Source organism: Rhizobium sp. 01N447_2, from assembly GCF_056399245.1.
The window spans coordinates 1-12,937 of the sequence record NZ_JBFTQY010000077.1 but is presented as its reverse complement, the minus strand read 5'-3'; the positions used below and the strand labels follow the sequence as shown (position 1 = coordinate 12,937).

The window sequence follows — 12,937 nt, the reverse complement described above, 5'->3', positions numbered from 1 at the left end:
TCAGATGGAATGGGATTGGGACTTCGTCTGGCAGATCATGCCGACCCTTCTCGAAGGCTTCAAGATCACTCTTCTCGCGACCATCCTCGGCGCTGCCGTCGCCATGATCGTCGGCCTGGGGCTCGCCATTGCGCGGCGCTCACTGGTCGCCGGTATTTCCAGGACGGTCGCCTTCGTCTCGGAATTCATCCGCGGCACACCGCTGCTGGTGCAGCTCTACTTCATCTTCTACGTGCTGCCGGATATCGGCATCCGGCTGGCGCCGCTGGTCGCCGGCGTCATCGGCATGGGCATTCACTATGCGACCTATACCGCCGAGGTCTATCGCGCCGGCATCGAGAACGTGCCGCGTGGACAATGGGAGGCAGCCAAGGCCACCAATCTGTCGACGCGCCAGGCCTGGATCCACGTGATCCTGCCGCAGGCGATCCCGCCGATGATCCCGGCGCTCGCCAATTATTTCATTGCCATGTTCAAGGAGACGCCGCTGCTTTCGGCGATCACCGTGCTCGAACTCATGAACCAGGCAAAGAGCATCGCCAACAGCAATTACCGCTACATCGAGCCGATGACGCTGGTCGGCGTTTTCTTCCTCGTCATCAGCCTGATCTCAGTGGTGGGATTACGCTGGCTCGAGGAACGCTATGCCAGGATGGATGACTGACCATGACCGTAGAGATTGAGATCATCGCTGCCGGCCGGCTGCCGCGACTGGAAGATCGGCCGCTGGAAAAACGCATCGGCCTCATCATCCTCGCGACAGACCACACGACCGAAGTCGACTTCCAGCGCATGGTCGCCGGCGATCGCCTCGGCGTCTATGTCAGCCGCATCCATTATGCCAATCCGGTCACGCCGGAAAACCTCTTGCGGATGCAGCCGTCGCTGACCGAAGGCGCGGCACTGATCCTGCCGGAGGAGGCGCTCGATGCGATCGTCTATTCCTGCACCTCCGCTTCGGTGGTGATCGGCGACCGGAACATCGAGGCGGCGATCCATGCGGCCAAGCCCGGCGTTCCCGTCGTGACGCCAACGGCTGCCGCCGTGACCGGCCTGAAGGCGCTGGGCGCCAGACGGATTTCGGTGCTGACGCCCTATACGATCGAGACCAGCCGGCCGATGGCGGACTATTTTTCGGATCTCGGCTTCGAGATCGACCGCTTCACCTGTCTCGGCCTGACCGATGACCGCGAGATGGCGCGGATCGCGCCGGACGAGATCCTTGCCTTTGCGCGCCAGGCGCTGGCGCCGCAGTCGGACGCGCTGTTTATCTCCTGTACGGCCGTGCGGGCAGCCGAGGTCGCGGCCCGGATCGAGGCGATCGGCAAGCCGGTGGTCACCAGCAATCTTGCGACGGCCTGGGCCTGCCTGAGGCTTTGCGGCGATGATCGGGCGCGGCCCGAACTCGGTCAATTGATGACCAAGCCCTATCGGGAAGGCTGAGATCATGGTGAGCCCCTTGCCCGTTTCGCTGGAGGATATCCGCGCTGCGGCACGCCGGATTGCCGGCCGCGTGATCGGCACACCGATGGTGCAGTCCGCTTCCCTCGGCGAATTGGCCGGCGCGCCTGTCCATCTCAAGCTCGAGCATCACCAGACGACCGGCAGCTTCAAGCTGCGGGGTGCGACCAATGCGGTGCTCTCCTTGTCGCCGGCAGAGCGCTCGCGCGGTGTCGTCGCGGCCTCGACCGGAAATCACGGCCGGGCGCTTGCCTATGCGGCAAAGGCGGAAGGGGCGGTTGCGACCATCTGCATGTCGCGGCTGGTGCCGGAGAACAAGGTTTCAGAAATCCGCCGCCTCGGTGCCGATGTCCGCATCGTCGGATTATCGCAGGACGAGGCGCAGGAGGAGGTCGACCGGCTGGTTCGCGAGGAGGGGCTGGTGATGGTCCCGCCCTTCGACCATCCAGACGTCGTGGCCGGGCAGGGGACGCTGGGGCTCGAAATCATCGACACCTTGCCGGAGGCGGCAACCGTGCTGGTGCCGCTCTCTGGCGGCGGCCTTGCGGCCGGCGTTGCCGCCGCGGTCAAAGGCATCAGTCCGACGACCAAAATGATTGGTCTGACGATGGAGAAGGGGGCCGCGATGAAGGCAAGCCTCGATGCCGGACGGCCGGTGCAGGTCGAGGAAGTGCCGAGCCTGGCCGACTCGCTCGGCGGCGGCATCGGCCTCGACAATCGCGTGACCTTTGCCATGTGCCGCGACCTTCTCGACGAGGTCATCCTGCTGACGGAAGCGGAAATCGCCGCCGGCATACGCCATGCCTATGCCGCTGAACGCCAGGTCATCGAAGGCGCTGGCGCGGTCGGCATTGCAGCGCTTCTTGCCGGGAAAATTGTCGGGAACGGTCCCATCGTCGCGATCCTGTCCGGGCAAAATGTCGACATGGAACAGCACTGGCGGGTGATCAATGGCAAGGCGGCACTCTGCGGCGAGGAGGGACCATGAGCCGGATGATCATTCTGACGGAAGCAGAACTGAGGAAAGTCATCGCGCTTGACCGCGATGCGGTCGCCTGCATCGAGGAGGCTTTCGCAGCMCTTGCGACCAAAGCCGTCGCCATGCCGCCGATCCTGCGGCTCGACATTCCGGAATATCGGGGCGAAGTCGATGTGAAGACGGCCTATGTGCCCGGCATCGAGGGCTTCGCGATCAAGATCAGCCCCGGTTTCTTCGACAATCCGAAGATGGGTCTGCCGAGCACCAACGGAATGATGGTGCTGCTGTCGAGCCGAACCGGACTGGTGCAGGCACTGCTGCTGGACAATGGCTATCTGACCGACGTGCGCACCGCAGCAGCCGGCGCCGTCGCGGCAAAACATCTGTCGCGGGAAAATGCGTCCGTGGCCGCGATCTTCGGTGCGGGCATGCAGGCGCGGCTGCAGCTCGAAGCACTGACGCTGGTCCGGCCGATCCGCGAAGCGAGGATATGGGCGCGCGATGCTGCCAAGGCGAAAGCCGCGGCAATGGAATTGGCCGCAAAGCTCGGGTTTCCCGTCACCGCCACATCGGATGCCAGAGGCGCAATGACCGGCGCTGATCTCATCGTCACCACCACGCCGTCGGAAATCCCGATCATCGAGGCCGGGTGGCTGGAACCCGGACAGCATCTGACGGCCATGGGCTCGGATGCCGAACACAAGAACGAGATCCATCCGGCCGCCATTGCTGCTGCCGACCTCTACGTCGCCGACAGCTTGAAGCAGACACGGCGTCTCGGCGAGTTGCATCACGCAATCGACGCCGGCCTGGTCGCAGGCGATGCGGTCTTTGCCGAGCTCGGCGAGATCGTCGCCGGCCGGACGCCGGGGCGGACGCGCAACGACCAGATCACCATCGCGGACCTGACCGGAACCGGCATCCAGGACACCGCCATCGCCACGCTCGCCTTTGCCCGCGCCGGCGCGGCGAAGGCCGGGACCGCATTCGAAAGCTGACCGGCGCGGCGCCGGAAAAGAAGGGAAGAGACATGACCCAGCCCAATCTCAAATTCTCGCTCGGTGAATATGCCGCGCGGCTGGAAAAGACACGGCGTGCCATGGAGGCGAAGGGCGTAGACCTGCTGATCGTCAGCGATCCGTCGAACATGGCTTGGTTGACCGGTTATGACGGCTGGTCTTTCTATGTGCATCAAGCGGTGATCGTGCCGCCGCAGGGCGAACCGATCTGGTTCGGCCGCGGCCAGGATGCCAACGGCGCCAAGTTCACCGCCTATCTGAAGCACGACAACATCGTCGGCTATCCCGATCACTATGTGCAGTCGACCGAGCGCCACCCGATGGACTACCTCTCGGGCATCCTGACCGAGCGCGGTTTCGGCAAGCTGACGATCGGCGTCGAGATGGACAATTACTGGTTCTCGGCGGCGGCCTTTGCGGCGCTGCAGAAGCACCTGCCGAACGCCCGCTTCGTCGACGCCACCGCGCTCGTCAACTGGCAGCGCGCGGTCAAGAGCGAGACCGAAATCAAGTACATGCGCAATGCCGCCCGCATCGTCGAGGCGATGCATGCCCGTATCTTCGACAAGATCGAGGTCGGTATGCGCAAGTGCGATCTGGTTGCGGAAATCTATGATGCCGGCACCCGCGGCGTCGACGGCATCGGCGGCGATTATCCGGCGATCGTGCCGCTGTTGCCGTCCGGCGTCGAAGCGTCCGCACCGCATCTGACCTGGGACGACCGGCCGATGAAGAAGGGCGAAGGCACCTTTTTCGAGATCGCCGGCTGCTACAACCGCTATCACCTGCCGCTATCGCGCACCGTCTTCCTCGGAAAGCCGACGCAGGCGTTTCTCGACGCCGAAAAGGCGACGCTGGAAGGCATGGAGGCCGGTCTTGCGGTCGCCAGACCCGGCAATAGCTGCGAGGATATCGCCAATGCCTTCTTCGCCGTGTTGAAGAAATACGGCATCGTCAAGGACAATCGCACGGGTTACCCGATCGGCCTTTCCTATCCGCCGGACTGGGGCGAGCGCACCATGAGCCTGCGTCCCGGCGACCGGACGGAGCTGAAGCCCGGCATGACCTTCCATTTCATGACCGGCCTCTGGCTCGACGATATGGGCTTCGAGACGACCGAGAGCATCCTCATCACCGAGAGCGGCGTCGAATGCTTCGCCAACGTGCCGCGCAGGCTGATGGTGAAGGATTGAGGCTGTCATGACAGAGATTGGCTTGCGACCGTCGCCGATCAGCGCGACGGTCAATTTCGCCGCCGAGGGCATCCAGCACGGTTTCCTGAGGCTGCCTTACAGCCGCGACGATTCCGCCTGGGGGTCGGTGGTGGTGCCGATAACGCTCATCAGGAACGGCAAAGGGCCGACGGCCCTGCTGACTGGCGGCAATCATGGCGACGAGTACGAAGGACCGATCGCGCTTTTCGATCTTGCCCGCACGCTGAAGGCCGAAGAGGTGAACGGCACTGTCATCATCGTGCCGGTCATGAATTATCCGGCATTCCAAGCGGGAACCAGAACCTCGCCGATCGACAGGGGCAACATGAACCGCAGCTTCCCGGGCCGGCCGGACGGCACGGTGACCGAGAAGATCGCCGACTATTTCCAACGTGTGCTTCTGCCGATGGCGGATGTCGTTCTCGACTTCCATTCCGGCGGCAAGACGCTCGATTTTCTGCCGTTCTGCGCGGCCCACATCCTGCCGAACAAGCAACAGGAGGAAAAAGCCTTCGAATTCGTGAGGGCTTTTGGCGCTCCCTATTCGATGAAGATGCTGGAGATCGATGCGGTCGGCATGTACGACACCGCGGCCGAGGAGATGGGCAAGATCTTCATCACCACGGAACTCGGCGGCGGCGGCACCGCCACGGCCAAAAGTGCTGCGATTGCCAAGCGCGGCACGATGAACGTGCTGCGTCACGCAGGGATCGTCGCCGGCGCCGTCGATCCTGGTCCGACGACCTGGCTCGACATGCCGGACGGCCGCTGCTTCTCCTTCGCAGAGGAGGGCGGGCTGATCGAACCTGTCATTGATCTCGGTGAAGCCGTCACAGCCGATGCCGTCATCGCTCGCATCTATCCGACCGGGCGGACCGGGGTGGCGCCCCGCGATATCCGCGCCGGCATGAACGGTATTCTTTGTGCCCGGCATTTCCCAGGGCTGGTCAAGGCTGGTGACTGCGTTGCCGTCGTGGCGATCGTTACGGGCTGAGGCGATCAAACAGGCAGAGGGGATCAGTTTCGACGGCTGATCACACCTCAAGCAGCTTTCTGCGGTCTGGACGTGCCGGCTCCCGCATCGACCTGAAAGCGGTTGACCACCCCCTCCAGTGTCTGTGTCTGGCTGCCGAGCGCCCGGCAGGCCGAGGCAGTTTCGACCGCCATGGCTGCGTTGCGCTGGGTTACCTGATCGAGCGCGTTGACGGAGGCGTTGATCTCGTTGATCGCTACCGCCTGTTCGGAGGACACCGAAACGATGCGGGCGATCAGGCCGGCAACCCGCTCGACTTGCCCTTCGATTTCCAGGAGCGCCTTGCCGGTTCGGTTGACGAGCTCCACCCCGGTGGAGACCTGGGCCGAGGAGGTGGAGATCAGAGATCTGATCTCCTTGGCGGCGTTGGCCGAGCGCATGGCAAGTTCACGCACTTCCTGCGCGACCACGGCAAAACCCTTGCCTGCTTCGCCGGCGCGCGCTGCTTCAACCCCGGCGTTGAGCGCCAGAAGATTGGTCTGGAAGGCGATTTCATCGATGACATTGACGATGGCGCCAATCTGGGAGGATGAGCCTTCGATCTTTTCCATGGCGGCGATGGCTTCGCGAACGACGGCTGCCGAATGTTCGGCGCTGGTGCGGGTCTGAGCCATCATGCCTGTCGCCCTGCCGGCATGGTCGGAGGCATCTTTGGCTTTGATATTCATTTCATCGAGCGCGGCTGTCGCCTCTTCGAGCATTGCGGCCTGCTGTTCCGTGCGCGAGGCAAGACTGTCGGCTGCATCTGTGATGCCAGCCGAGGAGCTGCCCACTTGCTTGGAGGTCTGGGCAATCTCAGCCATCGAAGCGCAAAGCGCGTCCATACTGTCGTTGAACTTCGCGCGCAAAGTCTCGTAGGCAGCGGCGAAGGGTGTCTTGATCCGGCAATCGAGATTGCCAGTCGATAGCTGTTCCAGTCCGTATGTCAGCTGATCGATCACCGTTTCTCGGATCTGCTCCTCGGCGGCCTTTTCGGCCAGCTGGCTGCGTTCACGCTCGAATTCCGCATCGCGAAGTGCGGTCTCACGCTTCTGTGCGTCCTGCCGCTCGAGCGCGTTGCGGCGGAATACCGCGACGGCCTTGGACATGGCTCCGATCTCGTCGGAACGGTTGGCGTAGGGAACGTCAGTCGAAAAATCGCCTTCAGCAAGATTGCCCATATAGGCCTTCATACCATCGAGCGGTACGATCGCCCGGCGTCGCAGAAGATAGAGCCCTACCAGCAATAGCCCGAACGATCCGAAGCCCGCAGCGCCGGCATAGATCGTCCAGGTCACGATCTCCGAGGCCGCATTGCGTTCCTCGCCCTTCAGGAAGGCGTCGGAATTGGCAACGAGTTTCTCGACCGCGTCCTGATGCGAATGAAAGGCGACGCGCAGCTGCTCGATCGCACCATGTGCCTTGTCTTCATCCCTGGCATTCAAGGCCGGGATGATCTCACGGTTCATCACTCCCCAGAATGCATCGCCCTTGGCGATGACATCGTTTTCAAGCTCGTCCTTCAAAGCTTGCGGCAGCCGGGTGGTTTTCCAATAGGCGCGGCGGTCGTCGTAAGCGGCTTTGAGATTTGCGATCTTGGCAAGATTGGTGTCGGTGAGTTCGGGAAATTTGCTCGCCTCAAAGGAGAGCATGTAGGATTCGACCACAAACAGAGGCGGCGGTAGAATATCGGCGATCAAATCCTTGCCGTAGACCACCTGTTCGTAGACCGGACCATTGACCTTCAGCCGTTCGAGCGCCGATTGCTGCAAACCGATTGACATGAAAAGGCCAGCTGAAACGGCGACACCAAACGCCACCAAGCTGCGAGCAATAGTGAATGCCAAGACTGTCTCCAAATAACTTTGGCTTCTCTACTTCGAGAGGCCTGATCTACGTATGGCATTATTTGGCCAAGAACACTGAAATATGGTTAATTCTTTTGACATCGGAGCTTAGCAAGCTCTTGAAGGTCCAGGGAACCGTCCAAAATTGGGTTGATGATTTGCGAAAGCCATGCTATCAAGCCATCACTTGCCATCTTGATGGCTAACGGCTTTATATCCCATCGTAAAGGAGATCGGAATGGCCGAACCTCAGCTTTCTGTACGGAGCGCAAAAGCGCGTGATCTTGCTCACCGGCTTTCCCGCCGTGAAAACCGCTCGATAGCCGACATTGTCGAACGGGCCCTCGAATCGTATGAAATACGCGAAGCCGGAAGAGAGCCGGCTGCGTCCTTCTATGCCAGGCTTTCGCAGCAAAGCGGGACGGACATCGACCTTGAGGCCGTTATCAAGGAAGGCAGGCAGGTTCATAAGGGCATCGAGCTTTGATTTTTCTCGATACGAACATTGTTTCGGAAACTTTGAGAAAATCTCCCAATGAAGCCGTGATCGCATGGCTCGTCCGCCATGATGCTGAATTGGCTCTGCCGACGGTAACGATTGCCGAGATCGCTTTCGGTATCCAGAAGATCCGGCCTGATCAGCGAGCCGAACGCCTCGAGCAGGGACTGTCCGACTGGCGTCGTCGCTTTGCAGGCCGGATTTTTGGTCTGACCGAAGAGGCCGCTCTTGCTTATGGCGACATTTTGGGTTCGGCCGCTCGTCAGGGGCGCGGGATGTCAGCGCCGGATGGCATGATCGCCGCTATTGCACGGGTCAATGGTGGTCGACTTGCGACGCGAAATCTGGGCGATTTTGCGACCACGGGCCTTCAGTTGATCTCCCCATGGGAGTTTTGACATCTCGGAACATGCTTGGCGCTGTTACTCGAGTATCGACGCTTTTCAGGCCAATCGCATGAGCATTTCGTTAAGGTCGCCGATCTGCCGCAGCAGCGCGATCAGTTTATCCGTGTCGTCTTGACTGAGCCGGCCCGTTCCGCCGCTGCTCTGCCAAAGATGCTGAAATTCTTGGCTCGTCTTTAGCGCGATGCTCATGATTTCGATGATTTGCGCTCGATTTTCCCAGGTTGTAACGACCGTCGGTTGCTCCATTTCCATCGACATGTCCGGCTCGCGTTCCAGCAAAAACAATTCCTGATTCCTCTTGGGCGATAACGGTTTGGTTCGGATGGCGCCATCAAGCCTACGGGATGGGCCATCCCCGCGATGACTCAGGAGCATGGGTTTGACAGTCTCAGAACGATTGAAAATCAAACGATTGGCTAGCGGGTGTGGGGCGGACACGTTAGCCAATCGGCGAACCCTCCTTGGAATCACCCGAAGCAGAATTCGCATGAACAATAAATGGGAAAATTTCCCATTTGTCAACGTGGGAGTGACAGCGTTTTCAGCGCGGACCCGGGCCCGGGCCTGGGGGCGGTGGCGGCGCAGGCGGCGGGGCGTCCTGCGTTGGCGGCCCCCCTCTGTCCGGAGCGGGAAAATCTCCCGGCCCGCCTCTGCCGAAAGGCGAATGATCGGGCGGCGGCCGATCCGAAGGGCCACCTGGCGGTCGCGAACCGAAGCCGTCCGGAATGCGCCCGTCGGGAAAGCCTGTCATTCTGCTTGAGTCCCGCACGCCGACATCGACGAAGCCATGACCATCAGGCGACAGCGGCATCGAGCCGAAAGGCGCGGAGCCTCTGGGTCCTACGCTCGGCCCGTCCTTATCCGTCGGCCGGAAGGTCTCGAGGTTGACGATGCCACGTTTGAGGCCCGGCACCACGGGTTCAGCCTGAATGCGCGTGATGATCAATCGATCGGCGACAGCCTTGAGACGCACGAGCGTTTGCTTGCCGGCCAGGTATCCATGCGTGCTTCCAAGCGAAAGGCCGCCGATCAGGACGCGATTGCTGCTCTTGACAGGGACGCCACGAACATGGGCGCCTTCGGAAACGGAGCGGGGCTCGATGCGCCGGGCAATGATCGCACCGTCAGGTTTGCGGATGCCGAACACGGCGACCCGCTTGCCTTTCCGCAGACCCTTCGTCGGCACACCCGTTGTGTCGATTGTTTGCCCCAATATGGTCATGCCGGTCTTGTCTATCCGGTCGATGCGGCCCTGGACTTCGCTGGCGATCGTGATGCGGGCGGCAAGCCCGCCCGTCAGCAGCACCCGGGCGACATGACCGACCTTCATCGCACGAGCGTGAACGCGTCGGCCGTCGATTTCGATCGGTGTCGTCGCGCTGAACGGTATGTGGATGTTGTTGACGATGATGCTTCCAAAGCCCTGGATGGTTCCGACGATGCCCGTTCCGCCGATGCCGTGATCTTCGTTCTCGCCGCCGCCCTGGATGGAAAGTCCAGACCCGCCGATTCCATGATCGCTGGTGCCCGTCGGCTGCGCGGCTGCAATCTTGGCCCCCAGGACTTGAAGCGCTATTCCGGCCAGCAGAAATTGCCTTCTCGAAATCGCCGACGGGGTCATTCGTCTGTCTCCGTCTTGGAGGCGGCGTCTGCCTGACGATCGGCCTCATCCTCCTCGGTCATGACATAGAGTCCAGCGATCCAGCGGCTGTTGCCTCCGAGGTCGTCCTTGATCGCCTGATGGGCGATCTTGTTGAGCTTCAGAAGCAGCGCCATCCCTTCCTGGCGTGCAATCTCGTCGAGCCGGGCCGCCAGCGCGGGGGATATCCCGTCGTAGTGAACCGCACGTTCGAAGTAGGGTGGAGGCTCGTTCATCAGGTTCATGACCGACGCCTGCACATGGTCACGGAGGTTGCGCGTAAAATAATGCCGGCGGGCTTCGTCACCGGCATTGGGGATGATGGATGAGAGATCGAGCTGAATCCAGCCGTTCTGATCGAGAACGACGATGCCTTTATCCAGCCAGTCGTCCAGGATGGAGCGGGGGTGGACGTCCTTGGTGATGTCGCTCACCAGGCTCTCGAATGACGGACCGCCGTCGCTGGAGGTCCGGGGCAGGGCGCTCGGCCGATCCTCCGCATCGCAATAAAACGGATCGGCGAGCCATCTGGCGAGAATGCGGCTTGTCTGCGAAACGCCGACGGTCAGGAAGGATGCCGCAAGCACCTGTCCGCGCAGCCGATTGACGTCCTTACGGTGAATGCCGGTCAGAAGCGAGATACGGCTATCCGTCTGGTTCTTGTTCGGCAGCGCGAATTCCTTCTCCGCAACCTCGATATAGAGGCGGCGAAGAACGGTCGAAAAAGAGATGAAGTTGAAGCCGGAGGCGAGTGCAAGCCTGACCAGCGGGCGAAGCACGCGGATCAGCATGGCCTGCAAGGTCTCTTCGGAGAACGGAAGCTTCGCGCGCGGCTTTGACATTAACAACACACTCGGTCTCTGAAAGACCATTGCCGGCAGACCTTCGACAATCGCCCTCGATCTCCCCTATGGCAAAGCCCACATTGCCGCAACGGAGAAGCCACTTGCAAGATCAGCCCATGCCATGCTTCCTGGCGGCGCGGCCGTGATCGTGCCGCCATTCGGAAGATATTTTGCGCCTTCTGTCAATGCGTTACCGGATGCGGCTCCGGTGACAGCACTGCGCCATGGCGCCAGTCGATCAGCCGGTCGATGCGCGCAATCTTGTGGAAAACCTCGAATACGTCGAATGACGTGCCTTTCTCGATGTGGGCTGCCAGCAGCTCGCAAAGCTCAAATATTTCAGGGGGCGTACCCGTCATCTCGACGCCGTCATCTGTGAAGACACCCGATCGCGGCCATGCCCGCGTCTGTTGCTCGTCGAGTTTGCTGCCGACGAAGGGGATCGTATCGATAATGCCGGAAGCAAGCGCGAAGGCCGCTTCCGCCACGATTTCGGAACACGTCGTGTTGGGCTCCCTCGCTAAGGCCGGTATTTGCATCCGCTTGAATTCCCGCATTTTTCAATCCGTCAGAGATAGTTGACCAGGCTCAGGCTCTGGAGTTTCGAGACGAGCGTGTAGGCCGTTTCCAGTTGCGTCTGCAGCTGGTTGACGAGCGTCGAAGCCTCATAGGTATCCACGCCCTGGAGATCGACGAGGTTTCCCTGAAGCAGAGTGGATTGAGCGTCGAGGGCGTCATTTGCCTTTTCGAGCCGCTCCTGCGCGAGACCGAGTTCGCTTTGCTGCGTCACGATCCCGGAGGTCGCCTGCGCCGCATAGGCGATCGCCTTGGATGCGACGGTGCTCTGTGCGTCGGAGCTGAGATCCTGGCCGAAAAGGGCGGAGACGACGACGCATGCCAGCGCGAGACAACGCATGCCTTCGGAATTGGCGTTGGTCGACGAGGTGATGGTTTCCGATCGGCTGATCCGGCTCGTCATGTCGGTGCTGGAAGCGGTCGACCAGCCGTCGGAAGTGTCCGTCCAGGCGCTCTCGGAGAACATCGGCTCGACCGTGTCGGTGATGAAGCTGCCGATTTCCTCGCCTGTCAACTCGTTGACGTCTTTTCCGAGACCGGTTGCATAATCGTTCAGAGCCGAAACGATTGTATCCGAGACCGCCGAGGATTGATCGCTCAGAGGCTGGCTGTCGAGGTTCGTTCCGCCAAACAGGAACTCGCCATTGACCGACGTGTTTGCCGTCGAGACCAACTGCGAAATCGTGGCGCCCGCCGTCTGCAGGGCAACGGCGATGCTTGTCGTATCCTGGCTCGCCTGGAGCGCGGTCAGGTTCGAGACCAGGCTGTCGCCGGCATCCTTGAGGCTCGAAAGGGCGGTTTGCGATGCGTCCATTCGCAATTCGACGACGGCATTGCTCGCCTTGAACGAGGCGGCCTGGGCGATAGCGCTGGTGAGATTGATCGACTTTGCAGCGCCGTTGCCGAGGGATACGCCGATATCGGCGTAGGTTCCGGTCGTTGCTTCCGTCGAGGCCTGCTGCAGCTTGTTTTGGGACTGGCTGATGGTGAGCCGCAAAACATTCTGCATCGCTGATGATGAGACAAAAGATGCTTTCATGACTAGCTCGCTATGTCGAGGAGCGACTGGAACATCTCGTCGATGACGTTCAGGATCTTCGTCGCCGCTTTGTAGGATTGTTCGATGTCGAGAAGCAGCGTCAGTTCCTCGTCGAGGTTGACGCCGGTTTCGTTGGAATAGGCCTCGTCGGAGCGTGACAAGGCCGCAGCCGTTGTTTCGGAGGCCGACGTTGCATCGCTTCGATATTGTTCGAGCCAGCCGATGGAGGCGCTGGCGTAGTCCGTCAGGCTTTGTGACGTGGAGAGTCCTGCGTCGGAAGAGAACGAGCGCTGTTCCGTCAGCGCCTGATACAGGGCGTCGAGATTGTCCGAGAAGCCRCTGTCTCCTGCGGTGTTGAGATCGGTGATGCCGCTGATGGAGCCATCGCGCAGCTTCGTCG

The 12,937-nt window shown here is 61.1% G+C and carries 15 protein-coding genes; 8 read left to right on the top strand and 7 right to left on the bottom strand.

From position 1 onward, the window contains the following. Positions 1–4: 4 nt before the first annotated feature. Genes ehuD through doeB form a run of 6 tightly spaced genes read left to right on the top strand, consistent with a single transcriptional unit; the run spans position 5 to position 5,667 of the window. Positions 5–664, top strand: coding sequence for an ectoine/hydroxyectoine ABC transporter permease subunit EhuD (gene ehuD / locus AC1ECN_RS32185; protein WP_130682881.1), 660 nt, complete (start codon positions 5–7; stop codon positions 662–664). A gap of 2 nt (positions 665–666) precedes the next feature. After that, entirely contained in the window at positions 667–1,443 is a 777-nt protein-coding gene (gene eutA / locus AC1ECN_RS32180) for an ectoine utilization protein EutA (protein ID WP_130682879.1), read from the top strand. 4 nt (positions 1,444–1,447) lie between these two features. Then, entirely contained in the window at positions 1,448–2,449 is a 1,002-nt protein-coding gene (gene eutB, locus AC1ECN_RS32175; RefSeq protein WP_477955237.1) for a hydroxyectoine utilization dehydratase EutB, read from the top strand. Beyond that, entirely contained in the window at positions 2,446–3,438 is a 993-nt protein-coding gene (gene eutC, locus AC1ECN_RS32170) for an ectoine utilization protein EutC (RefSeq protein WP_130682877.1), read from the top strand. The genes eutB and eutC overlap by 4 nt, the downstream gene beginning before the upstream one ends. Before the next feature lie 32 nt (positions 3,439–3,470). Then, complete coding sequence (doeA, locus tag AC1ECN_RS32165) at positions 3,471–4,652, top strand: ectoine hydrolase DoeA (RefSeq protein ID WP_024319781.1); 1,182 nt, start codon at positions 3,471–3,473, stop codon at positions 4,650–4,652. A 7-nt stretch (positions 4,653–4,659) separates the two neighbouring features. Then, positions 4,660–5,667 (top strand): N(2)-acetyl-L-2,4-diaminobutanoate deacetylase DoeB, encoded by a 1,008-nt coding sequence (gene doeB, locus AC1ECN_RS32160; RefSeq protein WP_130682875.1) that lies wholly within the window; start codon positions 4,660–4,662, stop codon positions 5,665–5,667. 47 nt (positions 5,668–5,714) lie between these two features. On the opposite strand, the gene AC1ECN_RS32155 is transcribed toward doeB, so the two are convergent. Beyond that, on the bottom strand, positions 5,715–7,532 hold the full coding sequence (locus AC1ECN_RS32155) for a methyl-accepting chemotaxis protein (RefSeq protein ID WP_130663284.1): 1,818 nt from the start codon (positions 7,530–7,532) through the stop codon (positions 5,715–5,717). 238 nt (positions 7,533–7,770) lie between these two features. Between AC1ECN_RS32155 and AC1ECN_RS32150 the strand changes: the two genes are divergently transcribed. Beyond that, positions 7,771–8,019: a plasmid stabilization protein gene (locus AC1ECN_RS32150; protein ID WP_130657064.1), complete on the top strand. Its 249-nt coding sequence runs from the start codon at positions 7,771–7,773 to the stop codon at positions 8,017–8,019. Next, a complete protein-coding gene (locus AC1ECN_RS32145; RefSeq protein WP_024319785.1) occupies positions 8,016–8,429 on the top strand; it encodes a type II toxin-antitoxin system VapC family toxin in 414 nt (137 codons plus the stop codon). The genes AC1ECN_RS32150 and AC1ECN_RS32145 overlap by 4 nt, the downstream gene beginning before the upstream one ends. Positions 8,430–8,474: 45 nt before the next feature. Here the strand turns inward: AC1ECN_RS32145 and AC1ECN_RS32140 are convergent, their stop codons facing one another. From AC1ECN_RS32140 to AC1ECN_RS32115, 6 genes are all read right to left on the bottom strand, one after another. Beyond that, a complete protein-coding gene (locus AC1ECN_RS32140) occupies positions 8,475–8,723 on the bottom strand; it encodes a hypothetical protein (protein ID WP_024319786.1) in 249 nt (82 codons plus the stop codon). A 256-nt stretch (positions 8,724–8,979) separates the two neighbouring features. Next, positions 8,980–10,059, bottom strand: a complete 1,080-nt coding sequence (locus AC1ECN_RS32135; RefSeq protein ID WP_164582101.1) for a DUF5666 domain-containing protein — start codon at positions 10,057–10,059, stop codon at positions 8,980–8,982. Continuing rightward, the gene (locus AC1ECN_RS32130; RefSeq protein WP_164582103.1) at positions 10,056–10,949 is read right to left on the bottom strand and encodes a DUF6502 family protein; all 894 of its coding nucleotides are present in this window, start codon (positions 10,947–10,949) and stop codon (positions 10,056–10,058) included. The genes AC1ECN_RS32135 and AC1ECN_RS32130 overlap by 4 nt, the downstream gene beginning before the upstream one ends. 155 nt (positions 10,950–11,104) lie before the next feature. Further along, the gene (locus AC1ECN_RS32125) at positions 11,105–11,479 is read right to left on the bottom strand and encodes a hypothetical protein (RefSeq protein ID WP_012755563.1); all 375 of its coding nucleotides are present in this window, start codon (positions 11,477–11,479) and stop codon (positions 11,105–11,107) included. An 11-nt stretch (positions 11,480–11,490) separates the two neighbouring features. Continuing rightward, positions 11,491–12,537, bottom strand: a complete 1,047-nt coding sequence (locus AC1ECN_RS32120; protein WP_130663283.1) for a flagellar hook-associated family protein — start codon at positions 12,535–12,537, stop codon at positions 11,491–11,493. A 2-nt stretch (positions 12,538–12,539) separates the two neighbouring features. Beyond that, positions 12,540–12,937, bottom strand: a 398-nt coding sequence (locus AC1ECN_RS32115) for a flagellar basal body rod C-terminal domain-containing protein (protein ID WP_477955235.1), incomplete at its 5' end; no start/stop codon positions are given.